The organism is Streptomyces sp. NPDC001941, assembly GCF_040296945.1.
Classification (GTDB): domain Bacteria; phylum Actinomycetota; class Actinomycetes; order Streptomycetales; family Streptomycetaceae; genus Streptomyces.
Map to the genome: position 1 here is coordinate 1 of NZ_JBEOYE010000027.1, position 25,038 is coordinate 25,038.

The window sequence follows — 25,038 nt, forward strand, 5'->3', positions numbered from 1 at the left end:
AGGCTCCCAGTAGACGACTGGGTTGATAGGCCAGATGTGGAAGCCCTGTAAGGGGTGGAGCTGACTGGTACTAATAGGCCGAGGGCTTGTCCTCATTTGCTCGCGTCCACTGTGTGGTTCCCGGGTTGCGAACAGTCGCACCGGTTGAACCAAGTTTCACTTGACTTAATTAAAAAGTGTGCTTGTTCGCTAGAACCCGATAGGGTTTCGGTGGCCATAGCGTTAGGGAAACGCCCGGTTACATTTCGAACCCGGAAGCTAAGCCTTTCAGCGCCGATGGTACTGCAGGGGGGACCCTGTGGGAGAGTAGGACGCCGCCGAACAATCTTTCAAGGACCCGTGGTCCCAGCGTTCACGCTGGGACCACGGGTCCTTTTTGTTTTGCTCGATCTTTTCGCCGAAGCGCGTCGGCAGGCCGGCTGCGCGAGAATGACTGCGGTACCCGAAGACAGGAGTCATGCCGATGTCCACCAACTCCCCCGAGGATCGTCCGGAGCGCGGGTCGCGCGGCCGAGACGGCGGTGACAGGGGCGGCTACCGTGGCGGTCGCGATGACCGCGGGCCGCGGCGTGACGACCGTCCCTCCTTCCGCCGCGACGACAACCGTGGCGGCGACAACCGCGGCGGCGGCGGGTTCCGCCGTGACGACCGTGGTCCCCGTCGTGATGACGACCGTGGTGGTCGTCCGTCCGGTGGTGGCTTCCGGCGCGATGACCGTCGTGACGACAACCGCGGTGGCGACCGTCCTCCCTTCCGTCGTGACGACGACCGCGGTGGTTTCCGCGGCGGTCGCGACGAGCGTCCCTCGTTCCGCCGTGACGACGACCGTGGCGGCCGTCCCTCCGGTGGCGGGTTCCGCCGTGACGACCGTGGCCCGCGCCGTGATGACGACCGTGGTGGTCGTCCCTCCGGCGGTGGCTTCCGCCGCGACGACAACCGTGGCGGCGACCGTCCCTCCTTCCGTCGTGATGACGACCGTGGTGGCCGTCCCTCCGGCGGTGGCTTCCGTCGCGACGACAACCGTGGCGGCGACCGTCCCTCCTTCCGTCGTGATGACGACCGTGGCGGTCGTCCCTCCGGCGGTGGGTTCCGTCGCGATGACCGTCGTGACGACAACCGCGGTGGTTTCCGCGGCGGCCGTGACGACCGTGGTCCGCGCCGCGATGACGACCGTGGCGGCTTCCGTCGTGACGACAACCGTGGCGGCGGTGGCTTCCGCCGTGACGATCGCCGTGATGACCGTCCGTCGTTCCGTCGTGATGACGACCGTGGTGGCCGTCCCTCCGGTGGCGGCTTCCGTCGCGACGACAACCGTGGCGGCGGCGACCGTCCCTCCTTCCGTCGCGATGACGACCGTGGCGGTCGTCCGTCCGGCGGTGGGTTCCGTCGCGATGACCGTCGTGACGACAACCGTGGCGGCGACCGTCCTCCCTTCCGTCGTGACGACGACCGCGGTGGTTTCCGCGGCGGTCGCGATGACCGTGGCCCGCGCCGCGATGACGACCGCGGCGGTTACCGCGGTGGCCGCGACGACCGTGGTGGCCGTCCCTCCGGTGGTGGCTTCCGCCGTGATGACGACCGTGGCGGTTTCCGCGGCGGCCGTGACGACCGTGGCCCGCGTCGTGATGACGACCGTGGTGGCTACCGTGGTGGTCGCGATGACCGTGGCCCGCGTCGTGATGACGACCGTGGGGGTTACCGCGGCGGCCGTGACGACCGTGGTGGCTACGGCCGCCGTGACGACCGCGACCGCGGCCACGACCGCGAGCCCGTCAAGCGCCTGCCGATCCCGGACGACGTCACCGGCGAGGAGATCGACGCCGACGTCCACCAGGAGCTCATGAGCCTGCCGCGCACGCTCGCCATCGACGTGGCCCGCAACCTCGTCATGGTCGCGCAGCTGATCGACGAGGACCCGGAGAAGGCGTACGGCTACTCGCGCGTCGCGCTGCGGCTCGCCTCCCGTGTCGCCGCCGTCCGCGAGGCCGCCGGCTTCGCCGCGTACGCCACCCAGAAGTACTCGGAGGCCCTGGCCGAGTTCCGTGCCGCCCGGCGCATGACCGGCAGCGTGGAGCTGTGGCCCGTCATGGCCGACTGCGAGCGCGGTCTGGGGCGCCCCGAGCGCGCGCTGGCCATGGCCGGCGAGCCCGAGGTGCAGAAGCTCGACAAGGCCGGTCAGGTCGAGATGCGCCTCGTCGCCGCGGGTGCCCGTCGCGACATGGACCAGCTCGACGCCGCGATCGTGACCCTGCAGAGCCCTGAGCTGGCCTCCAGCTCCGTACAGCCGTGGACCGCCCGTCTGCGGTACGCGTACGCCGACGCCCTGCTCGCCGCCGGGCGCGACGACGAGGCGCGCAGCTGGTTCGCCAAGGCCGCCGAGTCCGACAAGGACGGCGTGACCGACGCCTCCGACCGCCTCGCCGAGCTGGACGGCGTCGAGTTCGTGGACGCCATGGTCGAGGACGAGGCCCCGCAGGCCGAAGCCGCCGCCGAGGCCGCTCCCGAGCCCGTCGTGGCGCCGGAGGAGGACGACCTCACCGACGAGGTCGTCGCGGACCTGGACCTCGACGAGGATGACGACGAGGACGAGGACGACGAGGCTGGCGAGGACGACGACGTGGTCGCGGCCTCCGAGGAGGAGAAGGAGTCCGAGAAGGCCTCCGACTCCAAGGAGGGCTCCGACAAGGAGTGACCCGCTGATGTGACGAAGGGCGGTCCCGGTTCCCCGGGGCCGCCCTTCGTCGTGTTCCGGCGCGTCAGTCCAGCTCCAGGCTGCGCAGCACCAGGCCCGTCGCCGGCTTCGGGCCGAACGACGTCGACTTGCGGGGCATGGTGACGCCCTGGCGCGCGAGGTCCCGGACGACCTCCTCCCGTACCGGGTGCATCAGCACCGCCGTGCCGCCGCGCTTCTCGGCCTGCTCGACCGCCGCGTCCGTGGCGTGGATGTACGTGATGTGCTCGGGGTCGTCCGGGATCCGCCAGAGGTGGTCGAGCAGCACCGAGTGCAGCACCGTCGCGTCCAGCGTGCGCCAGGCCTCCGGCCGGTCCGCGCGGACGTGGCGGGCCAGGAGCTCCGGGTCCGGGCGGTCCACCAGGTGGAAGGTCCCGTCACCGGTGAGCAGGAACGCGTTGCCCTCCGCCGACGCCTCCTCCAGCGCCGCCAGGGCCGCGGGCAGCGGGCCCTGGACCGGACGCACCCGGAAGGAGTCGCCCAGGGCGGCCAGCGCGTCCGCCACCGGCAGCCGGTTGAGCAGCCGGTGGATGGCGCGGACCCGCAGCGGGTACCGGGCGGTGTCGATCAGCAGGACCAGGCCGCGGCTCCAGGGGCCGGACCCGGGGTGCTCCTCGCGCAGCCGCAGGTACGTCGCCCAGCGGTGGTGCCCGTCGGCGATCAGCGCCTGGTGGCGGGCGAGCCCGGCGGACGCCTCGGCCAGTTCCGCCGGGTCCGTGACCGCCCACAGGCGGTGGCCGAAGCCGTCCTCGGTGGTCGTGGCGAGCAGGGGTTCCCGCGCGATGGCGCGCTCGATGACGGCGGCGGCGCCGGGCTCCTCGTCGTCGCCCCGGTAGGTGAGGAGCAGCGGCTCCAGGTTGGCGCCCGTGGTGCGCATCAGGGCGGCCCGGTCCTCGACGACGTGCGGCATGACGTCCTCGTGGGGCAGTACGACGCCCTCGGCGGGCGCGGAGAGTTCCAGGGCGCCGATGAGACCGCGCTGGAGTATCCCGTCGCCGCGCTGCTCGTACACGTACAGCGAAGGCTCGGCGTCCGGGGCCAGGACGCCTTCGGCGAGCCACTGCTCCAGCGTCTCCGCGGCCTTGCGGTGGCGGGCGGCCGGGGTGGCGGCCTGCGGCAGGATCAGCCGGACGATGTTGTACGGGTCCGCGGACTCCAGGTGCAGCAGTCCGTCCGGCCGGACGACGACGTCGTACGGCGGGGAGGTCACGGCGGCGAGGCTGCCGACCCTCTCGGGCACGTAGCGAAGCCCCCGGAAGGGGGCCAGGCGCAGACCCTCATCGGCCGCGCGACCTGTGGTGTTCATGGCCGCATCGTATGTGCGCGGCCGTGGTGCGCGATGATCGGGGGAGGAACGCCGGAAGAGGAGAGGTCGAGAATGGGTCAGTGGGGCAGGAAGACGCCGAGCGGGAGTGCCGAGGCGCTGAGCGAGGCGTACGACACGGCGCTGCTCGACCTCGACGGCGTGGTGTACGCGGGCGGCGAGGCCATCCCGCACGCGGTCGAGGCGCTCGCCGCCGCGCGCGAGGGCGGGATGCACCTGGCGTACGTCACCAACAACGCGCTGCGCACGCCGGACGCGGTGGCCGCGCACCTGACCGAGCTGGGCGTGCCCGCCGAGCCGGCCGACGTGATCACCTCCGCGCAGGCGGTGTCCCGGCTGATCGCCGACCAGGTGCCGGCCGGGTCGCGGGTGCTCGTCATCGGCGGCGAGGGCCTGCGGGTGGCGCTGCGCGAGCGGGGCCTGGAGCCGGTGGACTCGGCGGACGACGACCCGGCGGCGGTGGCGCAGGGGTACGGCGGGCCCGACCTGCCGTGGTCGCGGTTCGCCGAGGCGTCGTACGCGATCGCGCGCGGGGTGCCGTGGTTCGCGTCCAACACCGACCTGACCATTCCCAGCGGGCGCGGGATCGCGCCGGGGAACGGGGCGGCCGTGGAGGTCGTGCGCATCGCGACCGGGGCGGAGCCTCAGGTGGCGGGGAAGCCGCTGCCCCCGATGCACCGCGAGACGGTGCTGCGCACCGGGGCGAAGCGGCCGCTGGTGGTGGGGGACCGGCTCGACACGGACATCGAGGGGGCCTTCAACGGGGGCGTGGACTCGATCCTGGTGCTGACCGGGGTGACGGACGCGGCGCAGCTGGTGGCGGCGGAGGCGAAGTACCGGCCGACGTACGTGGACCGGGACCTGCGGGGGTTGCTGCGGGGGCAGCCGGAGGTCGGGGTGGAGGGGGAGGACTTCGTCTGTGGGGGGTGGCGGGTATCCCTGCGGGGGGATGCGTTTGTGGTCGAGGGGGAGGGGGAGGCGTTGGACGGGCTGAGGGCGTTGTGTGGGGCGGCTTGGAGTGCTGCGGGGGATGGGGTGTGTTCGGTGGATGCGGGGAAGGCGCTGTCGGTGATCGGGTTCTAGGTGCGTGCGTGCGGGTGGGCGTGGTGCGGGCCTGGGGAGCCGGGGGCGCCCGGAGCGCTATGTTCCGCTGTGCCCACCCGTTCCGCCCCAGCGGAACAGTTGCCCACAGCGGGGTGGGAGGGGCGGGGAGGGACAGTTGCCCACAGCGGGGTGGGGTGGCGGAACAGTTGCCCACAGCTAGGGCGATGGGGGCCGGAGGCCCTCGAAGTTGGTTAGGTTAACCTAACCGGGTGTTGGTCGAGAGTGGTGTTCAGGCTGTGGGTGCGCCCGGGAAACGGGGGCGTGCGTCCGTGCGGGTCGTCGGGTTGGTCGTCGCCGTCGCGCTGTTGCTCGTCGTGTGCGTCGCGAGCATCGCCGTCGGGTCGCGGACCATCCCGCTCGGCGACGTCTGGCAGGGGCTGTTCCACAGTTCCGGCCGGGGCGACGACGTGATCATCCACGACATGCGCGTGCCCCGCACCGTGCTCGGGCTGCTCGCGGGCGCCGCGCTCGGGCTGTCCGGGGCCGTGATGCAGGGCCTGACCCGCAATCCGCTGGCCGAGCCCGGTCTGATGGGCATCAACGCGGGCGCCTCGGCGGCCGTGGTCACCGCGATCAGCTTCCTCGGCATCACCTCGGTCTCCGGGTACGTGTGGTTCGCCTTCGTCGGCGCGGCGGTCGTGTCGGTCGTCGTGTACCTGCTCGGCGGCAGCCGCAGCTCCACGCCCGTGCGCCTGGCGCTCGCTGGCACGGCGGCCACCGCGGCGCTCTTCGGGTACGTCAACGCCGTGCAGCTGCTCGACTCGGCGGCCCTGGAGCGGCTGCGCTTCTGGACGGTCGGCTCGCTGGCCTCGGCCGACGCGGCCACCATCGAGAAGGTCGCGCCGTTCATCGGGGTGGGCGTGCTGCTCGCGCTGGCGATCGCGCGCCCGCTGAACGCGATGGAACTGGGCGACGACACCGCCCGCGCGCTCGGCACCCACCTCAACCGCACCCGGGTCCTCGCCATGCTGGCGGTCACCCTGCTGTGCGGGGCGGCCACGGCGGCCTGCGGGCCGATCATGTTCGTCGGCCTGATGGTCCCGTACCTGGTGCGCTCCTTCACCGGGCCCGACATGCGGTGGATCCTGCCGTACGCCATGGTGCTCTCCCCGGTCCTGCTGCTCGCCGCCGACGTGATCGGGCGGGTCGTGACCCGGCCCGGCGAGCTCCAGGTCGGCATCGTCACGGCGGTGATCGGCGGGCCCGTCTTCATCCACCTCGTACGCCGCAAGAGGATGGCCCAGCTGTGAGCGCGACCGCCGAGAAGCCCGGCACCCCCCGCACCACCACCCGCACGGTGAAGGCGGTCCGCACGCCCGGCGGGCTGTCCTTCCGGGTCGAGCCGCGGGCCGTCGTCGTCCTGGCCGGGCTGCTCGTGGCCACCCTGGCCGCCGCCGTCGTGCTCGTCGGCAGCGGCGACTACCCGATCGCCCCGGGCGACGTGGTGCGCACCCTGTTCGGGCAGGGCACCACGGCGCAGGAGTTCGTGGTGAACGACCTGCGCCTGCCCCGGGTCCTGACGGGCCTGCTGGTGGGCGCCTGCCTGGGCATCGGCGGCTCGGTCTTCCAGTCCGTCTCGCGCAACCCGCTGGGCAGCCCGGACATGATCGGCTTCGGCCAGGGCGCGGCCGTCGGCGCGCTCGCGGTCATCGTCCTCTTCCACGGCGGCGCGTCGGCGGTGGCCGCGGGCGCCGTGGTCGGCGGCCTGGTCACCGGCGTCCTGGTCTACACGCTGGCCTGGAAGCGCGGGGTGCACGGCTACCGGCTCGTCCTGGTCGGCATCGGCACGGCGGCGATCCTGACGGCCGTCATCAACTACCTGATCACCAAGGCGCGGCTGTTCGAGGCGACCCGGGCCGTGATGTGGCTGACCGGTTCGCTGGACGGGCTCGACTGGGACGCGTTCTGGCCGCTGCTCGTGGTGTGCGCGGTGCTGGTGCCGACGGCACTGGTCTTCGCGCGGCCGCTGCGGATGCTGGAGATGGGCGACGACGCGGCGTACGCGCTGGGCGTCCGGGTGGAGCGCACCCGGCTCGCCTCGCTGGCCGCCGCCGTGCTGCTGGTCTCCGTCGCCACGGCGGCGGCCGGGCCGATCACCTTCCTGGCGCTGAGCGCCCCGCAGCTGGCGCGCCGGCTGACCCGCTCGCCCGGCCCCAACCTGGGCGCCTCGGCGCTGATGGGCGCGGCGCTGCTGCTGGTCGCCGACTGGGTCGCGACGAACGCCTTCGGCGACCGCCAGCTGCCCGTCGGCGTGGTCACCTCCGTGGTGGGCGGCTGCTACCTGCTGTGGCTGCTGGTCATGGAGCGCAGGGCGGGCCGGGTGTGAGCCGGCGCCCCGGGCCGCGCGAGCCCGATCCCCGTACGTCCGACGCCGGAACGCCCGATCCCCGTACGCCCGGTTCCCGCGACGGCGGCGCCGGTCCGACCGATCCGAAGAACCCCAGGAGGAGTACGACCATGCAGCGCCTCGCCGCCGAGTCGGTCACCCTCGGCTACGACCAGCGGGTCATCGCCCGCGACCTGTCCGTCGAGATCCCCGACCACTCCTTCACGGTGATCGTCGGCCCCAACGCCTGCGGCAAGTCGACGCTGCTGCGCGCCCTGTCGCGGATGCTCAAGCCCACCGCCGGGCGGGTGCTGCTCGACGGGCAGGCGATCCACTCGATGCCCGCCAAGAAGGTCGCGCGGACCCTGGGGCTGCTGCCCCAGTCCTCCGTCGCGCCCGACGGGATCACCGTCGCCGACCTGGTGGCGCGCGGCCGCTACCCGCACCAGGGGCTGCTGCGGCAGTGGTCGCCCGAGGACGAGCGGATCGTGCGCGAGTCCATGGAGGCGACCGGCGTGGGCGCGCTGGGGGAGCGGTACGTGGACGAGCTCTCGGGCGGCCAGCGCCAGCGGGTGTGGATCGCGATGGCGCTCGCCCAGCAGACGCCGCTGCTGCTCCTGGACGAGCCGACCACGTTCCTCGACATCCAGCACCAGCTGGAGGTCCTGGACCTCTGCGCCGAGCTGCACGAGGAGCAGGGCCGCACGCTGGTCGCGGTGCTGCACGACCTGAACCACGCGGCGCGCTACGCCAGCCACCTGATCGCGCTGCGCGACGGCGAGGTCGTGGCGCAGGGCGCGCCGTCCGAGGTCGTGACCGCGGAGCTGGTGGAGGAGGTCTTCCGGGTGAAGTGCTCGGTGGTGGCGGACCCGGAGACGGGGACCCCGCTGGTGGTGCCGGCCGGGCGCAAGGCGCGCGCGGCCTGAGCCCCGCAGCGCCCCGGGGCCTCAGAGCAGCGAGCGCAGCCGCAGCAGGTCGCGCAGGCCCGCCTCCAGCCGGACCCGGCCCGAGGCCCAGGCCTTCGCGAAGTTCAGCTCGCCGCCGACCAGCGCGACCAGGTCGTCGCCGGTCATCGCCAGTCTGATCTGGGCCTTCTCGCGCGGCGGTCCCTGCAGGGTCCGCTCGACCGTGATCCGGCCGTCCGCGAGCCGGCCGGCGAACGTGGTGTCCAGGTCGGTGATGTGGCAGCTGACGGTGCGGTCCAGGTCGGCGGCGCCGCGCACGCCGTCGTCGGCGCGCGCGAGGCTGTCCGAAAGCTTGTCGAGTGCGCTGCGGCACTCCTCGGTGGTGGCCATCGTGATCGACCGTACCCCAGGGCTTCGCGGTAGCGTCGGGGCATGAACGACTCGATTCCGGGCACGGCGGACGGGCCGCCGCGTCAGGAGCACCCCGCCCCGGCCGGACCGGCCCCGCAGGACCCGCCGCGGGAGGCCGCGGAGCCGGGCGCGCCCGCCCCGCTGGGGGTCCCGCGCCCGCCCACCGGGCACGCCGGGGTCGACGCCCGCCTGGAGCGCCTGGCCGACGTCGACCACCTGCCCGCCGACGGGCACCTGGAGGTGTACGAGGATGTACACCGGGGCCTGCGCGACGCGCTGACCGCGCTGGACGCGCGCGGGCCCGCGGGTCCGGGCCCGCACGGCCCGCAGCACGACGATCCGCAGTACGACGATCCGCAGTACGACGATCCGCACGACAACAGGAGCTGAACCGAACGTGGCAGGAGTGGCACGCCGCCGCCTCGACGCCGAGCTGGTCCGCCGCAAGCTGGCGCGTTCGCGCGAGCACGCCGGCCAGCTGATCGCCGCGGGCCGGGTCACGGTCGGCAAGACCGTCGCGACCAAGTCCGCCACCCAGGTCGAGACGGCCGCCGCGATCGTGGTCGTCCAGGACGACTCCGACCCGGACTACGTCTCGCGCGGCGGGCACAAGCTGGCGGGCGCGCTGGCCGCCTTCACCCCGCTCGGGCTGGAGGTGGAGGGGCGGCGCGCGCTGGACGCGGGCGCCTCCACGGGCGGCTTCACCGACGTGCTGCTGCGCGCCGGGGCCGGGCACGTGGTGGCCGTCGACGTCGGCTACGGGCAGCTCGCCTGGTCGCTGCAGAGCGACGAGCGCGTCACCGTGAAGGACCGCACGAACGTCCGCGAACTCACGCTCGACGCCCTCGACGGGCTCCCCGCCGACCTGGTCGTCGGCGACCTGTCCTTCATCCCGCTGGGCCTGGTGCTGCCCGCCCTGGTGCGCTGCACGGCGCCGGACGCCGACCTGGTCCTGATGGTGAAGCCGCAGTTCGAGGTGGGCAAGGAGCGCCTGGGCAGCGGCGGTGTGGTGCGCAGCGCGGAGCTGCGCGCCGAGACGGTCAGGACGGTCGCCGCGCAGGCGGCCGGACTCGGCCTGGGAGTGCTCGGGGTGACGGCCAGTCCGCTGCCCGGGCCCTCGGGCAACGTCGAGTACTTTCTGTGGCTGCGGGCCGGGGCGCCCGCGCTGGATCCGGCGGACGTCGATCGCGCCGTGGCGGAGGGACCTCGTTGAGCGGAACGACAGCAGCACCCGCGCGCACCGTCTTCCTGGTCGCGCACACCGGCCGCGAGGCGGCCCTGCGCAGCGCCGAGCACGTCGTCCTCGGGCTGCTGCGCAGCGGCCTGAAGGTGCGGGTGCTCGCGGCCGAGGCCGCCGACCTGACGCTGCCGCCCGAGGTGGAGACGGTGCCGGAGGCCTGCACCGACGCGCTGGACGGCTGCGAGCTGCTGATCGTGCTGGGCGGTGACGGGACGCTGCTGCGGGGCGCCGAGTTCGCCCGCGCCTCGGGGGTGCCGATGCTCGGCGTGAACCTGGGGCGGGTGGGCTTCCTGGCGGAGGCGGAGCGCGACGACCTGGACAAGGTCGTGGACCGCGTCGTCACCCGCGCCTACGACGTCGAGGAGCGGATGACCCTCGACGTCGTGGTGTACGAGAACGGGGACGTGCTGCACACCGACTGGGCGCTGAACGAGGCGGCCGTGCAGAAGGTGTCCCCGGAGCGGATGCTGGAGGTCGTGCTCGCCGTCGACGGGCGGCCGGTGACCGGCTTCGGCTGCGACGGGGTGATCTGCGCGACACCGACCGGCTCGACCGCGTACGCCTTCTCGGCCGGCGGACCGGTGATCTGGCCCGAGGTGGAGGCGCTGCTGATGGTGCCGATCGGGGCGCACGCGCTGTTCGCCAAGCCGCTGGTGACGACCCCCGAGTCGGTGCTCGCCGTCGAGGTCGAGCCGCACACCCCGGACGGGGTGCTCTGGTGCGACGGGCGGCGCACCGTCGAACTGCCCGCCGGGGCCCGGGTGGAGGTGCGGCGCGGCGCGGTGCCGGTGCGGCTCGCGCGGCTGCACCAGACGTCGTTCACCGACCGCCTGGTGGCCAAGTTCGCGCTGCCGGTCTCGGGCTGGCGGGGCGCGCCGCACTAGGTCGAGCCCCGGGAGCCCGGTCCGGGCGCGGTCCGTTTCGTCCCACTCCGGCGGGTGACAGCGGGCCGCCTCCACCTGCGTCTTCGCCACCGGGGGCCGGGGCCCGTCGCACACCGGGCCCGTGACCTCGTAAGGTCTTGTCCCGTGTTGGAGGAGATGCGGATACGGTCGCTCGGTGTCATCGACGACGCTGTCGTCGAGCTCTCGCCCGGATTCACCGCGGTGACGGGTGAGACCGGTGCGGGCAAGACCATGGTCGTCACGAGCCTGGGGCTGCTGCTCGGCGGGCGCGCCGACCCCGCCCTCGTACGGATCGGTGCCAAGTCGGCCGTCGTCGAGGGGCGCATCAGCGTGTCCGCCGACGCGCCGGTGGCCGTCCGCGCGGAGGAGGCCGGGGCCGAGCTCGACGACGGGGCGCTGCTGATCAGCCGCACCGTCTCCGCCGAGGGCCGCTCCCGGGCGCACCTGGGCGGTCGCTCGGTGCCCGTCGGCGTGCTCGCGGAGCTGGCCGACGAGCTGGTGGCGGTGCACGGCCAGACCGACCAGCAGGGCCTGCTCAAGCCGGCCAGGCAGCGCGGTGCGCTCGACCGGTACGCCGGGGACGCGGTGGCGGTGCCGCTGGCCAAGTACGCGGAGGCCTACCGCAGGCTGCGGGCCGTCGCCGCCGAGCTGGAGGAGCTGACGACCCGGGCGCGCGAGCGGGCCCAGGAGGCCGACCTGCTGCGCTTCGGGCTCGGCGAGGTCGAGGCGGTCGCGCCGCTGCCGGGCGAGGACGTGGAGCTGGCCGCCGAGGCGGAGCGGCTCGGGCACGCGGAGGCCCTGGCATCGGCCGCCGCGCAGGCCCACGCGGCCCTGGCGGGCATCCCGGAGGACCCGGAGGCGGTGGACGCCACCACCCTGGTGGCGGGCGCCGGACGGGCCGTGGAGGCGGTGCGCGCGCACGATCCGGCGCTGGCGGCGCTGGCCGAGCGGATGGGCGAGATCTCGATCCTGCTCGCGGACGTGGCCGGCGAGCTGGCCGGGTACGCGGACGACCTGGACGCCGATCCGCTGCGCCTGGCGGCCGTGGAGGAGCGGCGGGCCGCGCTGACCGCGCTGACCCGCAAGTACGGCGAGGACGTCGCCGCGGTCCTGGCCTGGGCCGAGGAGGGCGCGGCCCGGCTGACCGAGCTGGAGGGCGACGACGAGCGGATCGGCGAGCTGGCCGCCGAGCACGACGGGCTGCGCGCGGAGCTCTCGGGGCTGGCGCAGGCGCTGACGGACGCGCGCACGGAGGCGGCGGACCGGTTCGCCGACGCCGTCACCGCCGAGCTGGCCTCGCTGGCCATGCCGCACGCCCGGGTCTCGTTCGCCATCGGGCAGTCCGAGGACCCCGAGGGCGTGGAGGTGGGCGGCCGGACGGTCGCGTACGGCCCCTCGGGCGCCGACGAGGTGGAGCTGCTGCTCGCGCCGCACCCGGGCGCGCCGCCGCGGCCGATCGCCAAGGGTGCCTCGGGGGGCGAGCTCTCGCGCGTGATGCTGGCCGTGGAGGTGGTGTTCGCGGGCACCGACCCCGTACCGACGTACCTGTTCGACGAGGTCGACGCGGGCGTGGGCGGCAAGGCGGCCGTCGAGATCGGCCGGCGCCTGGCCAAGCTGGCCCGGTCCGCGCAGGTCGTGGTGGTCACGCACCTGCCGCAGGTGGCGGCCTTCGCCGACCGCCAGCTGCTGGTGGAGAAGACCAACGACGGCACGGTCACCCGCTCCGGCGTGACCGTCCTGGAGGGCGAGGACCGGGTGCGCGAGCTGTCCCGGATGCTCGCGGGCCAGGAGGACTCCGAGACGGCCCGCGCTCACGCCGAGGAGCTCCTCGCGGCCGCCCGCTCGGACGGCTGAACCGGTGGCCGCCGAACGGTACGGCAGGGCCGCGGCGTTCGCCGCCGCCTTCGCCACCACCCGTGCGGTGTACGGGGAGTTCAGGCGCCGCTCGCCCGGCGGCCCGGCCCGCTGGGAGCGCGCCAACCGCACCGGCCGCACCGTGCACCTGGCCGCCGGGCCCGCCGTCGCGGCCGGTGCCGCGCTGGCCGGGGCGAGCGCCCCGGCCGCCCTGGCGACGCTCGCGGCGGCCGCCTGCGGCGCCTATGACGACGTGCGGGGCGACGAACGCCGGGGTTTCAGGGCCCACTTGGGGGCACTGCGGCACGGCGAGGTGACCAGCGGGGCGGTCAAGCTGTTCGGGATCGGCGCCGCGGGCCTGGCCGCCGGGGCGCTGCTCAAGGACCGGCCGCTGGACCGGCTCCTGGCGGGCGTCGTCATCGCGGGCACCGCCCACTTCGTCAACCTGGTGGACGTCGCCCCGGGCCGCGCCCCGCTGGCCGTACTGGCCCTGGGCGCCCCCGGGCTGCTGCGCGGCCGGCTCGCCGCCGCGCCCCTGGGGGCCGCCGCGGCCGTCGTCGTGGACGACCTCGGCGAGCGGGCGATGCTGGGGGACCTGGGCGCCCACGCGCTCGGCGCGAGCCTGGGCGCGGCCATCGCCGCGGGCAACGGCAGGCTCGGCCTCGCCGCGCACGCGGCCGCCCTGGTGGCCGCCACGGTGTACGGGGACGAGGTCAGTCGGCTCGCCCGCTCACCCATGTGAGTGATCCCTGACGGGAGTTGCCGGGCGAGGACACGGCCTCACCGTCCGTGCGGTCCCGGAACGTGCGTACGGGCTGGCATCCTTGGGCGCGTGACACAGCTGCGTACGGTCCAGGTGCTGGGCGGCGGCAGCGCGGGCAGCAGCGCTCACGTGCGGTCACTGGCCGCGGGGCTGGTGGCGAGAGGGGTGCGGGTGACCGTCTGCGCCCCGGCCGGCCTCGACCGCGACTACGACTTCCTCGGCGCCGGGGCGCACTTCCTGCCCGTGCCGCGCCGCAGCGACCCGGCCGCCGTCGGCGCGCTGCGGGCGGCGTGCGCGGGCGCGGACGTGGTGCACGCGCACGGTCTGCACGCCGCGGTGCGCACCTCGCTCGCGCTGCGCGGCCGGCCCGCCCCCTTCGTCGTCACCTGGCACACGCGTGCGCCCGCCGAAGGCGCGCGCGGGCGGCTGCTGCGGATGATGGAGCGAAAGGCCCTGCGGACGGCGGCCGTCGTCCTCGCCGGCTCCTCCGACCTGGTGGACCGGGCGCGTCTGCGCGGCGCCAGGGACGCCCGGCTCGCCCCGGTGGCGGTGCCCGGGCCGCGCCTGCCGCTGGAGGCCGCCGAGGGCAAGGCCAGGGCCGAACTGGGCGCGGTGGAGCGCCCGTTGGTCATGGCGGTGGGCAGCCTCGACCCGCACCGGGGGTACGACGTGCTGCTGGACGCGGCCGGACTCTGGCGGGAGCTCGACCCGGTGCCGCTGGTGGTGGTCGCGGGGGAGGGCCGGGAGCGGGGCGCCCTGCAGCGGCGCATCGAGGCGGAGGAGCTGCCGGTGCGGCTGATCGGCCGCCGCGACGACATCACCGACCTGCTGGCCGCCGCCGACGTCGCGGTGCTGCCCAGCCGCTGGGAGGGCCGCTCGCTGCTGGCCCAGGAGGCGCTGCGGCTCGGCGTGCCGCTGGTGGCCACCGGGGTCGGCGGGGTGCCCGAACTGGTCGGCGAGGGCGCCGAGCTGGTGCCCTACGGCGACCCGGCCGCGCTGGCGACGGCGGTGTCGGAGCTGCTCGGCGACACCGGGCGGCGCACCCGCCTGGTGGCGGCGGGCCGGGCGCAGGCCGGGACCTGGCCCACCGAGGACGAGACGATCGCCCAAGTGCTCAGCGTCTACGACGAGTTGACCGGGCGCTCCTGACCCGCCGGGCAGCGGCGGCGGGCTACTCCGCGTGCCGGCGCGCCCGCAGGGCCAGGGACAGCGCCAGGACCGTCTGCGGGTCGTCCAGGTCGGTGCCCAGCAACTCGCCTATGCGGGCCAGCCGGTTGTAGAGCGTCTGGCGGTTCAGGTGCAGCTCACGCGCGGTCTCCGCCTTGCGCCCGGCGTGCGCCAGATAGGTCTCCAGGGTCGGCAGCAGCGGCGGCCTGGACTGCGCGTCGTGCGCCCGCAGCGGGCCGATCGCCCGGTCCACGAACGCCGCCAGGTCCGGGTGCCCGCGCAGCCGCCACAGCAGCAGGTCGATGTCCAGGCGCCGGGCGTCGTACCAGGGCCGCTCCGGCAGCCCGTGCGCCGCGGTCGCCGTCTCCGCCGCGTGCCGCAGCCCCGCCGAGGCGGCCGCCCAGCTCCCGGCCACGCCCACCACGACCACCGGGGCGCCGGCCCGCGACAGGCCCGCCCGCTCCACGCCCGCCCGCAGGGCCGCCGCGACCCGGTCCGCGACCGCGGTGCGCTCCGCCTCCGCCCGCAGGCCGAGCAGCAGCGGGACCCGGCCCTCCACGGGACGTACGCCCAGCAGGACCGGCACCCCGACCGCGGCCAGCTCCTCGGAGACCGCGCGGGCCAGCAGCGCCCAGTTGCCCGACAGCTCCGAGGCCAGCCGCATCACGACCGGCAGGAGCGGGCCCGATCCCGGCCGGAAGCCCAGCACCCGGGCCTGCGCCGGGGCGTCCTCGGCGGTGATCCGGCCCTGGGCCAGGTCGGTCAGGAAGTCGCCCCGGCCGCGCGCCGCGAGCTCCTCCTCCTGGCGGGCCTGCATCAGCACGACCGCCAGGATGCCCGCGGCCCGCTCGGCGGCCATCCGGTGCACCGGGGCCAGCGGCCCGGACACGGCGAGCAGCACGAGCCGGGCGCGCACCGTGCCCGTACCGGGTCCGTCGCCGGGCACGTCGACCAGGACCGTCCCGGCGGGCGGCGACTCGCGGGCCTCGCGCTGCCCGCGCAGGCCCTCCCAGACCTGCAGCGGGTCGGCGCAGACGGTGCCGGACCCGGTGGCCGCGGCGTACAGCAGCTGGCCCTCGGCGGTCTCCAGGAACACCGGGTTGGCCGCGAAGTCGGCCAGGATGCGCAGGACCTGGGGCACGCCGCCGCCGCCGAGCAGCGCACCCGTGCAGCGGCGGTGCACCTCCTCGGCCTGCTGCAGCAGGGCGTAGTGGCCGTTGACGATCTCGGTGTGGACCTCCTCGGTCACCGAGACGAAGGGCACCTCGCGGTGCAGCTGCACCAGCGGCAGGCCGGCCGCGCGGGCGGTCTCCACGAGCGTGGCGGGCAGCCGGGAGAAGCGCGGCCCGAGCTCCACGACGAGGGCGGCGATGCCGCGGTCGGCGAGGCGGCGCACGAAGGCCCGCTGCTCGGCGGGGCGGGTGCCCAGGCCGAGGCCGGTGGTGAGCAGGAGCTCGCCGCCCTTGAGCAGCGAGGCGATGTTGGGCACCTCGCCCGCGTGCACCCAGCGCACGGTGCGGTGCAGCCGGTCCGCGCCGGCGACGACTTCGGGGAGCCCGCCGCGCAGCCCGGGAAGTTCGAGGGCCCGCTGTACGGTGATCCCGCCCTGGTTGTCCATGCGGTCGGACGCTACCCGCGTCCCGGCCCCGGCCGGCTGTGGCGTGCGCCACACCACCGGCCGGGACCGCAGGTCACGGGGGTCCTCAGCCCCCGTAGGCGCCCGACGCGGTGAGCCGCAGCGCGGTGTCGATCAGCGGGACGTGGCTGAAGGCCTGCGGGAAGTTGCCCACCTGGCGCTGCAGGCGCGGGTCCCACTCCTCGGCCAGCAGCCCGAGGTCGTTGCGCAGGGCGAGGAGCTTCTCGAAGAGCTTGCGGGCCTCGTCCACGCGCCCGATCATCGCCAGGTCATCGGCGAGCCAGAACGAGCAGGCGAGGAACGCGCCCTCGTCGCCCTCCAGGCCGTCCACGCCCGCCTCGTCGCCGGCCGTCGGGTAGCGCAGCACGAAGCCGTCCTCGGTGGACAGCTCCCGCTGGATCGCCTCGATCGTGCCGATCACGCGCTTGTCGTCCGGCGGCAGGAAGCCCATCTGCGGGATCAGCAGCAGCGAGGCGTCCAGCTCCTTGGAGCCGTAGGACTGCGTGAAGGTGTTGCGCTCCTTGTCGTACCCCTTCTCGCAGACGTCCCGGTGGATCTCGTCGCGCAGCTCGCGCCAGCGCTCCAGCGGGCCGTCCGCGTCCCCGGACTCGATCAGCTTGATCGTGCGGTCCACCGCGACCCAGGCCATCACCTTGGAGTGCACGAAGTGGCGGCGCGGGCCGCGCACCTCCCAGATGCCCTCGTCCGGCTGGTTCCAGTGGCCCTCCAGGTAGCGGATCAGCTTCAGCTGGAGCAGCGAGGCGTAGTCGTTGCGGGCCAGGCCCGTCATGTGCGCCAGGTGCAGCGCCTCGGTGACCTCGCCGTACACGTCGAGCTGGAGCTGGTGGGCGGCGCCGTTGCCGACGCGCACCGGGCCGGAGTTCTCGTACCCCGGCAGCCAGTCCAGCTCCGCCTCGCCGAGCTCGCGCTCGCCCGCGATGCCGTACATGATCTGCAGGTTCTCCGGGTCGCCGGCCACCGCGCGCAGCAGCCACTCGCGCCAGGCCCGGGCCTCCTCGCGGTAGCCGGTGCGCAGCAGCGAGGAGAGCGTGATCGCGGCGTCGCGCAGCCAGGTGTAGCGGTAGTCCCAGTTGCGGCTGCCGCCGATGTCCTCGGGCAGCGAGGTGGTGGGGGCGGCGACGATGCCGCCGGTGGGCGCGTAGGTGAGCGCCTTGAGGGTGATCAGCGAGCGGACGACGGCCTCGCGGTAGGGGCCGTGGTACGTACAGTGCTCGACCCAGTCGCGCCAGAAGTCGGCGGTCGCGGTGAGCGCGCCCTCCGGGTCCGGCAGGGCCGGCGGCTGGTGGTGCGAGGGCTGCCAGCTGATGGTGAAGGCGATCCGGTCGCCGGGGGCGACGGTGAAGTCGGAGTACGTCGTCAGGTCCTTGCCGTACGTCTCCGCCCGGGTGTCCAGCCACACCGAGTCCGGTCCGGCGACGGCGACCGTGCGGCCGTCGACCTTGTGGACCCAGGGCACCACGCGCCCGTAGCTGAAGCGCATGCGCAGCGCGGAGCGCATCGGCACCCGGCCGCTGACGCCCTCGACGATGCGGATCAGCTGGGGGGCGCCGTCGCGCGGCGGCATGAAGTCCGTCACGCGGACCGTGCCGCGCGGGGTGTCCCACTCGGACTCCAGGATCAGGGAGTCGCCGCGGTAGCGGCGCCGGTCGGCGGCCGGCGGGGCGCTGTCGGCGGGGTGTGCCGGGCCCACGCGCCAGAAGCCGTGTTCGTCCGTCCCCAGCAGTCCCGCGAAGACGGCGTGCGAGTCGAAGCGGGGCAGGCACAGCCAGTCGGCCGTGCCGTCCCGGCAGACCAGCGCTGCGGTCTGCATGTCTCCGATGAGTGCGTAATCCTCGATGCGCCCGGCCACGTGCATCTCCAGTCGAACGGCCACGTCCGCCCCGCAGGGCGCTTACTGGTCAAGAGAGGTTCAAGCGGTCAAGTGATCGTTGACGAGCTCTTGTTACCGGATCGACGGGCGGGGGTGGTGCCGTGGTGCCGGACTGGCTCGGCAGCGAGCGTCCGAGCAGGATACGACGCACCCTGGTGATCCGCGCGGCCCCTTCGGCAAAGCCGATCCGCCGAACGGGTGAGCTGGTCGCGGGGGGTGTGCGCGCATGTGCCCGGCGTGGTCGCGGGCGCACCTCCGGCGCGTCCCGGGGCGCTCGCCGGGCGGGCCCGCGGAGCCCTTGCGGGAGCTGGCGAGCGGGCCCCGCGCAGGGGGCGCGGGGGGCGTGCCGGGGACGCCGGGACGGCCGGTCGCGCACGTGTCCCGGACGTGGCCCGGGGGTGTCTCGGACGTGTCTTCGAAGAAGATCCCCGACGTGGCCGGGACCCGTCGGGGTGCGTGGCCGGAAGCGGTCCCCCGCGGTCGCTGATACCCTGGTAGCCCGTGGACCGGTGGTTGTCCCGAAGAAACTCGGACCCCCGAACCGCAGCGACGGCACCCCCGGAGAAGTCCGGGAAGGACGCCGGCACGCACCTCCAGACCGCGACCACGGGAGCCCCCTCTTGGCCATGACGCCCAAATCCACGACGACCAAGCACATCTTCGTCACCGGGGGTGTCGCCTCCTCGCTCGGCAAGGGCCTCACCGCCTCCAGCCTCGGGATGCTGCTGAAGGCCCGGGGCCTGCGCGTGGTCATGCAGAAGCTCGACCCGTACCTGAACGTCGACCCCGGCACGATGAACCCCTTCCAGCACGGTGAGGTGTTCGTCACCAACGACGGTGCCGAGACCGACCTCGACATCGGACACTACGAGCGCTTCCTCGACGTCGACTTGGACGGCTCGGCCAACGTCACCACCGGCCAGGTGTACTCGCAGGTCATCGCCAAGGAGCGGCGCGGCGAGTACCTGGGTGACACCGTCCAGGTGATCCCGCACATCACCAACGAGATCAAGCACCGGATCCGCCGCATGGCGACGGACGAGGTCGACGTCGTGATCACCGAGGTCGGCGGCACGGTCGGCGACATCGAGTCGCTGCCGTTCCTGGAGACCGTCCGCCAGGTCCGCCACGAGGTCGGCCGGGACAACGTCTTCGTCGTGCACATCTCGCTGCTGCCCTACATCGGCCCGTCCGGCGAGCTGAAGACCAAGCCGACCCAGCACTCCGTCGCCGCGCTGCGCAACATCGGCATCCAGCCCGACGCGATCGTGCTGCGCTGCGACCGCGAGGTCCCCACCGCCATCAAGCGCAAGATCAGCCTGATGTGCGACGTGGACGAGGCCGCGGTCGTGGCCTGCCCGGACGCCCGCTCGATCTACGACATCCCGAAGGTCGTGCACACCGAGGGCCTGGACGCCTACGTGGTGCGCAAGCTCGACCTGCCGTTCCGCGACGTGGACTGGTCCACCTGGGACGACCTGCTCGACCGCGTCCACAACCCGGACCACGAGGTCACCGTCGCGCTGGTCGGCAAGTACATCGACCTGCCCGACGCCTACCTCTCGATCACCGAGGCCATGCGCGCCGGCGGCTTCGCCAACAAGGCCCGCGTGAAGGTGAAGTGGGTCACCTCGGACGACTGCAAGACCGCCGCGGGCGCCAAGAAGCACCTCGGCGACGCCGACGCGATCCTGATCCCCGGCGGCTTCGGCGACCGCGGTGTCAACGGCAAGATCGGCGCGATCCAGTACGCCCGCGAGAACAAGGTGCCGCTGCTCGGCATCTGCCTGGGCCTGCAGTGCATCGTGATCGAGGCCGCGCGCAACCTGGCCGGCATCCCCGAGGCCAACTCCACCGAGTTCGACGCGGCCACCGCGCACCCGGTGATCTCCACCATGGAGGAGCAGCTGGCCTACGTGGAGGGCGCGGGCGACCTCGGCGGCACCATGCGCCTGGGCCTGTACCCGGCCAAGCTGGCCGAGGGCTCCATCGTGCGCGAGGTCTACGCGGACGAGCCGTACGTGGAGGAGCGCCACCGCCACCGCTACGAGGTGAACAACTCCTACCGCGCCGAGCTGGAGAAGAAGGCCGGCCTGGTCTTCTCGGGCACCTCGCCCGACAACAAGCTCGTGGAGTACGTCGAGTACCCGCGCGAGGTGCACCCCTACCTGGTGGCCACCCAGGCCCACCCGGAGCTCCGCTCCCGCCCGACCCGCCCGCACCCGCTCTTCGCGGGCCTGGTGAAGGCCGCGGTGGAGCGCAAGACGGGCAAGTGAGCACCTGGCGTTAACGTTGCCGGGGTACGCGTCCTCACGGGCGCGTGCCCCGGTTTTCGTACGTACAGGCGTGTGCAAGTGGGAGGACGCAGCAGATGGAGCTGAAGGACACCCCTCAGGAGTGGCGGGTCGTCGCGACCACCACCCCCTTCCAGGGCAACAAGACCAGTGTCCGCACCGATGACGTGGTCATGCCGGACGGGACCGTGGCGCGCCGCGACTACCAGGTCCACCCCGGCTCCGTCGCGGTCCTCGCCCTGGACGACTCGGGACGGGTCCTGGTCCTGAACCAGTACCGCCACCCGGTCCGCCACAAGCTGTGGGAGATCCCGGCCGGGCTGCTCGACGTGCCCGGTGAGAACCCGCTGCACGCCGCGCAGCGGGAGCTGTACGAGGAGGCGCACGTCAAGGCCGAGGACTGGCGGGTGCTGACCGACGTCTACACCACCCCCGGTGGCTGCGACGAGGCGGTACGGATCTTCCTGGCGCGGGACCTGTCCGAGGCCGACGGCGAGCGCTTCGAGGTCTCCGAGGAGGAGGCCGACATGGAGCTGGACCGGGTGCCGCTGGAGGACCTGGTGCGCGGCGTCCTGGCGGGCGAGCTGCACAACAACTGCCTGGTGGTCGGCGTGCTGTCGCTGGTGGCGGCGCGCGCGGGCGACGGCCTGGACGCCCTGCGCCCCGCCGACGCGCCCTGGCCCGCCCGTCCCTTCGACGCGTAGCCCTTCCCGTACGGGCCGAGGACGGTCCGGGCCTACGATCGGCTGATCCGATCGGGGGATCTGTTCGTCGTGCTCCGCCGGGAACCCCCCGTGCACTGAACTACGCTCGGTAGCGCCCGTCCACAACCGCGGCGGGATCGGCTCGTGCGCAGGTGGACGGGAGCGTGGCCCGTGGCGGATCAGGCGGTGGAACCGATCGGCGGCGTCCGGGCTGCCGTGAAGGGCCAGTTCGTCGGCCGGCAGCGGGAGTTGAAGGCCCTGCGGGCCGACATCGAGCGCACCGGCCTGGACACCCTCTCCGGCCGCAAGGCCAAGGCGCCCAGGGCCCGGGTGCTGCTCATCGCGGGCAAGCCCGGGACCGGGCGCACCGCGCTGGCCGAGGAACTCGTCCAGGGCCTCGGCGAGCGCTACCCCGACGGGGTGCTCCGGGTGCGGATGGACCAGGAGGGCGCCGCCCGCGGCCTGTTGCGCTCGCTCGGCATCGCCGTGCCGCCCGGCGCGGACGAGGACGAGGTCGCCGAGATGGTCCGGGAGGCCCTCGCGGTGCGCCGCGTCATCCTGCTGCTCGACGACGCGAGCAGCGCCGAGGAGGTCGAGCCGCTGCTGCCGGACCTGCCCGACCGGCTGGTCGTGGCGGTCGCGAGCGGGCCGCTCACCGGCATCCCCGACGTCCGCCCGTGCACCCTGGGCGGCCTGGACTCCAAGTCCGCCATCGAGCTGCTGACCGCGCACACCGGCTCGGTCCGCATCACCGTGGACCCGCAGGCCGCCGAGTCGCTGGCCGAGGAGTGCGGCGGGCTGCCCGCCGCCCTGGTGCTGGCCGGCGGCTGGCTGGCGGCCCGCCCCAAGGCCTCCGTCGCGGACCTGGCCAAGCGGCTGCGGGCCCAGTCCGGCGACCCGCTGGCCCGCGCCTTCCAGGTCGCGTACGACTCGCTGCCGCAGCCCGCCGCCCGGATACTGCGACTGCTCGCCCTGGCCCCGGCGCGGCTGGCCGACGCCCACACCGCGTCCGCGCTCGCGGGCTGCTCGGTCTCGGCGGCCCAGTCGACGCTGGAGGACTTCGCCGCGCTCGGCCTGGTGCGGGACCGGGGTGCCTGGTTCGAGGTCCCCGGGGCGCTGGTGCCGCTGATGCGGGGCATGTCGGAGGTCCACGACCGCCCGGCCGAGGTGCAGCTGGCCCGTGCCCGGATGCTGGAGCGGACCGTGCGCCTGCTGCAGTCCTGCCGCGCGGTCACCGAGCCCGAGGGATCGGCCGCCCGCAAGCGGCTCGCCGGGCTGCCCCGCGCCCTGCGCTTCCCGACCGCCGAGGCCGCCGCCGGCTGGCTCGACTCCCGGCTGCCCGCGCTGCTCGGCTGCGCGCGGCTGGCCGTCGCCGACGGTGAACTGGACACCCTGGCGCGGCGGTTGGTGGCCGCGCTGGTGCGCGCGCTGACCGCGCACCGGGGCGCCGAGGCGGCCGCGCCCGAGCTGTACGGGCTGCACGGCCTGGTGCTGGACGTGGCCGAGCGGCGCGGGCTGCACCGCGAGCGGGCCGCCGCGCTGCTGAACCTGGGGGACCTGGACGCCGGGACCGGCCGCACCCGGGAGGCGCTGGAGCGCTACCGGGCGGCGCTGGACGCGGGCCGGGCCGCCGACGACCCGTACGCGACCGGCCGCGCGATGGAATCCGTAGGCGGTTCCTACCAGGAGCTGGGGGACTGGCTGCGGGCCGCCGACTGGTACGGCAGGGCGCTGGCCCAGCGGCTGACCCGGGGCGAGCGCGAGGACCAGGCCCGGCTGTACGGGCGGCTCGGCGCCGTCCTCACCTACGCGGGCCGGTACGGCGAGGCGCTGCGCAGCTGGCGTGCCGCCGCGTCCGGATATCGACGTTTGGGTGATCTCCCGGGCCACGCAAGGGCGTTGAGCGAGGCGGCCCGGGTGCAGGAGTACGCGGGGAGGCCCGAGGAGTCGCTGCGCACCTGCGAGGAGGCGGTGGAGTGGGCCCGGCACGCCAAGGACGTGCGGCTTCAGGCCGCGCTCCAGCTCCGGCTCGCCGACACGCTCGAACGGCTCGGCGACCCCGCCGCGGCCCGGCTGCACCGCGCCGCGGCTGAGCGACTGCTTGGAACGGACGAGTCCGCCTACGAAATCCGTAGCGGTTCAGCCAAGGAATAATGCTTTGTAAGGCTAGACAGCGAGAAATCCTTCATTAGACTGGCTCCGCCGCACCTTCCTGCGGTGTCTCCCGGTGTACCGCAGTGCATCCGGGTATGTATTGCTTTGCCCGTTTTCCCCTGAGCCAAGGACCGTGATCGACGTGAAGGTCGGCATCCCCCGCGAGGTCAAGAACAACGAGTTCCGGGTGGCCATCACCCCCGCCGGAGTGCACGAGCTCGTGCGCCACGGTCACCAGGTCGTCATCGAGAAGGACGCCGGCCTCGGCTCCTCGATCACGGACGCCGAGTTCGTCGCCGCCGGTGCGCAGATCCTGCCCACCGCCGACGAGGTCTGGGCCACCTCCGACCTGCTGCTCAAGGTCAAGGAGCCCATCGCGGAGGAGTACCACCGCCTCCGCAAGGACCAGACCCTGTTCACGTACCTGCACCTGGCGGCCTCCAAGGAGTGCACGGACGCCCTCCTGGAGTCCGGCACCACCGCCATCGCGTACGAGACCGTCGAGACCGCGAACCGCGCCCTGCCGCTGCTCGCCCCGATGTCCGAGGTCGCGGGCCGGCTGGCCCCGCAGGTCGGCGCCTACCACCTGATGCGCTCGGTCGGCGGCCGCGGCGTGCTCCCCGGCGGCGTCCCCGGCACCCACGCGGGCCGCGCGGTCGTCATCGGCGGCGGCGTCTCCGGCTGGAACGCCACCCAGATCGCCGTCGGCATGGGCTTCCACGTGACCCTGCTCGACCGCGACATCAACAAGCTCCGCGAGGCCGACAAGATCTTCGGCACCAAGGTGCAGACGGTCGTCTCCAACGCCTACGAGCTGGAGAAGGCCGTCACCGAGGCCGACCTCGTCATCGGCGCGGTCCTCATCCCGGGTGCCAAGGCGCCGAAGCTGGTCACCAACGAGCTCGTCGCCAAGATGAAGCCCGGAAGTGTCCTTGTCGACATCGCGATCGACCAGGGCGGCTGCTTCGAGGACTCGCACCCGACCACCCACGCCGAGCCGACCTTCACGGTCCACCAGTCGGTCTTCTACTGCGTCGCCAACATGCCCGGCGCGGTCCCGAACACCTCCACGTACGCGCTGACCAACGCCACGCTGCCGTACATCGTCGAGCTGGCGAACCGCGGCTGGGTCGAGGCGCTGCGCCGGGACCAGGCCCTCGCCAAGGGCCTCAACACCCATGACGGCAAGGTCGTTTACAAGGAGGTCGCCGAGGCCCACGGCCTGGAGCACGTCGAGCTGGAGACCCTGCTCGGCTGACCCGTCAATACGAGTCGTCAACATCACGCCTTCGGCCGGACCTTGCGCAGCGGGGTCCGGCCGGACGTGCGTCAGGCCACCGCGCGCGACGCGCTCAACTCGCCTCGAACGTAACCCTTTAACCGTTTCGCACGCTCGTGAAACGTGTCGACGGATCGCCGCGCACCCTTGACAGAGAGGTGTTCGGTTGCCGACACATCGGGCCGCGTCCGGCCGATTGTGTTGCTGCGGAGCGGTGACACGCCATAGAGTCGCCAACCGTCGGCATGGTGCCACGCTGACCTATCGATAAATGTTCCTGGTCACATCCAAGGAGGTAAGACGACTTGTGAATGAGTCGACATTTACTCCCGGGGGTGGTCGTGCAGGAG

Annotated in this window: 20 protein-coding genes and 2 rRNA genes; 17 read left to right on the forward strand and 5 right to left on the reverse strand. The window is 73.8% G+C overall.

The window, feature by feature from the left end; genetic code table 11:
- Positions 1–94, forward strand: a 23S ribosomal RNA gene (locus ABT160_RS19490); the annotation flags it as partial.
- 112 nt (positions 95–206) lie between these two features.
- Positions 207–323: ribosomal RNA gene (gene rrf, locus ABT160_RS19495) — 5S ribosomal RNA — on the forward strand.
- Between the two features lie 29 nt (positions 324–352).
- Here the strand turns inward: rrf and ABT160_RS19500 are convergent.
- Positions 353–1,831: a hypothetical protein gene (locus ABT160_RS19500; RefSeq protein WP_351648905.1), complete on the reverse strand. Its 1,479-nt coding sequence runs from the start codon at positions 1,829–1,831 to the stop codon at positions 353–355.
- Positions 1,832–1,840: 9 nt separating this feature from the next.
- On the opposite strand from ABT160_RS19500, the gene ABT160_RS19505 reads away from it, so the two are divergent.
- Positions 1,841–2,692: a tetratricopeptide repeat protein gene (locus tag ABT160_RS19505; RefSeq protein ID WP_351648906.1), complete on the forward strand. Its 852-nt coding sequence runs from the start codon at positions 1,841–1,843 to the stop codon at positions 2,690–2,692.
- Between the two features lie 64 nt (positions 2,693–2,756).
- Here ABT160_RS19505 and ABT160_RS19510 read toward each other — a convergent pair whose 3' ends face one another.
- Positions 2,757–4,037 (reverse strand): DUF1015 domain-containing protein, encoded by a 1,281-nt coding sequence (locus ABT160_RS19510; RefSeq protein ID WP_351648907.1) that lies wholly within the window; start codon positions 4,035–4,037, stop codon positions 2,757–2,759.
- Between the two features lie 72 nt (positions 4,038–4,109).
- On the opposite strand from ABT160_RS19510, the gene ABT160_RS19515 reads away from it, so the two are divergent.
- The 4 genes from ABT160_RS19515 to ABT160_RS19530 all read left to right on the forward strand — a co-directional run bounded on the left by ABT160_RS19515 (position 4,110) and on the right by ABT160_RS19530 (position 8,411).
- Positions 4,110–5,138: an HAD-IIA family hydrolase gene (locus tag ABT160_RS19515; protein WP_351648908.1), complete on the forward strand. Its 1,029-nt coding sequence runs from the start codon at positions 4,110–4,112 to the stop codon at positions 5,136–5,138.
- Between the two features lie 290 nt (positions 5,139–5,428).
- Positions 5,429–6,409, forward strand: a complete 981-nt coding sequence (locus ABT160_RS19520; protein WP_351648909.1) for a FecCD family ABC transporter permease — start codon at positions 5,429–5,431, stop codon at positions 6,407–6,409.
- Positions 6,406–7,485 carry a FecCD family ABC transporter permease gene (locus ABT160_RS19525; RefSeq protein ID WP_351648910.1) on the forward strand — a complete coding sequence of 360 codons (1,080 nt, stop codon included), beginning with the start codon at positions 6,406–6,408 and terminating at the stop codon, positions 7,483–7,485. Before ABT160_RS19520 ends, ABT160_RS19525 begins: the two co-directional genes overlap by 4 nt.
- Before the next feature lie 131 nt (positions 7,486–7,616).
- Positions 7,617–8,411, forward strand: coding sequence for an ABC transporter ATP-binding protein (locus ABT160_RS19530; protein WP_351648911.1), 795 nt, complete (start codon positions 7,617–7,619; stop codon positions 8,409–8,411).
- Between the two features lie 21 nt (positions 8,412–8,432).
- Here ABT160_RS19530 and ABT160_RS19535 read toward each other — a convergent pair whose 3' ends face one another.
- Positions 8,433–8,780, reverse strand: coding sequence for an alkyl sulfatase C-terminal domain-containing protein (locus ABT160_RS19535; protein WP_351648912.1), 348 nt, complete (start codon positions 8,778–8,780; stop codon positions 8,433–8,435).
- Positions 8,781–8,822: 42 nt separating this feature from the next.
- On the opposite strand from ABT160_RS19535, the gene ABT160_RS19540 reads away from it, so the two are divergent.
- From ABT160_RS19540 to ABT160_RS19565, 6 genes are all read left to right on the forward strand, one after another.
- The gene (locus ABT160_RS19540; RefSeq protein ID WP_351648913.1) at positions 8,823–9,191 is read left to right on the forward strand and encodes a hypothetical protein; all 369 of its coding nucleotides are present in this window, start codon (positions 8,823–8,825) and stop codon (positions 9,189–9,191) included.
- A 7-nt stretch (positions 9,192–9,198) separates the two neighbouring features.
- A complete protein-coding gene (locus tag ABT160_RS19545) occupies positions 9,199–10,014 on the forward strand; it encodes a TlyA family RNA methyltransferase (protein ID WP_351648914.1) in 816 nt (271 codons plus the stop codon).
- Entirely contained in the window at positions 10,011–10,925 is a 915-nt protein-coding gene (locus ABT160_RS19550; RefSeq protein WP_351648915.1) for an NAD kinase, read from the forward strand. Before ABT160_RS19545 ends, ABT160_RS19550 begins: the two co-directional genes overlap by 4 nt.
- 156 nt (positions 10,926–11,081) lie before the next feature.
- Positions 11,082–12,800: a DNA repair protein RecN gene (gene recN / locus ABT160_RS19555; RefSeq protein WP_351648980.1), complete on the forward strand. Its 1,719-nt coding sequence runs from the start codon at positions 11,082–11,084 to the stop codon at positions 12,798–12,800.
- Positions 12,801–12,804: 4 nt separating this feature from the next.
- Complete coding sequence (locus tag ABT160_RS19560; RefSeq protein WP_351648916.1) at positions 12,805–13,542, forward strand: hypothetical protein; 738 nt, start codon at positions 12,805–12,807, stop codon at positions 13,540–13,542.
- Positions 13,543–13,632: 90 nt separating this feature from the next.
- Positions 13,633–14,712 (forward strand): glycosyltransferase family 4 protein, encoded by a 1,080-nt coding sequence (locus ABT160_RS19565; protein ID WP_351648917.1) that lies wholly within the window; start codon positions 13,633–13,635, stop codon positions 14,710–14,712.
- 22 nt (positions 14,713–14,734) lie between these two features.
- Here the strand turns inward: ABT160_RS19565 and ABT160_RS19570 are convergent, their stop codons facing one another.
- Together ABT160_RS19570 and ABT160_RS19575 are read right to left on the reverse strand one after the other, a co-directional pair.
- On the reverse strand, positions 14,735–16,348 hold the full coding sequence (locus ABT160_RS19570; protein ID WP_351648918.1) for a PucR family transcriptional regulator: 1,614 nt from the start codon (positions 16,346–16,348) through the stop codon (positions 14,735–14,737).
- Between the two features lie 85 nt (positions 16,349–16,433).
- The gene (locus ABT160_RS19575; protein WP_351648981.1) at positions 16,434–18,236 is read right to left on the reverse strand and encodes a glycoside hydrolase family 15 protein; all 1,803 of its coding nucleotides are present in this window, start codon (positions 18,234–18,236) and stop codon (positions 16,434–16,436) included.
- Positions 18,237–18,883: 647 nt separating this feature from the next.
- Between ABT160_RS19575 and pyrG the strand changes: the two genes are divergently transcribed.
- From pyrG to ald, 4 genes are all read left to right on the forward strand, one after another.
- Positions 18,884–20,533: a CTP synthase gene (gene pyrG / locus ABT160_RS19580; protein WP_351648919.1), complete on the forward strand. Its 1,650-nt coding sequence runs from the start codon at positions 18,884–18,886 to the stop codon at positions 20,531–20,533.
- Between the two features lie 95 nt (positions 20,534–20,628).
- Positions 20,629–21,255, forward strand: a complete 627-nt coding sequence (locus ABT160_RS19585; RefSeq protein ID WP_351648920.1) for an NUDIX domain-containing protein — start codon at positions 20,629–20,631, stop codon at positions 21,253–21,255.
- 171 nt (positions 21,256–21,426) lie between these two features.
- Positions 21,427–23,409 carry a tetratricopeptide repeat protein gene (locus ABT160_RS19590; protein ID WP_351648921.1) on the forward strand — a complete coding sequence of 661 codons (1,983 nt, stop codon included), beginning with the start codon at positions 21,427–21,429 and terminating at the stop codon, positions 23,407–23,409.
- Between the two features lie 142 nt (positions 23,410–23,551).
- Complete coding sequence (gene ald / locus ABT160_RS19595) at positions 23,552–24,667, forward strand: alanine dehydrogenase (RefSeq protein WP_351648982.1); 1,116 nt, start codon at positions 23,552–23,554, stop codon at positions 24,665–24,667.
- Positions 24,668–25,038: the final 371 nt, after the last annotated feature.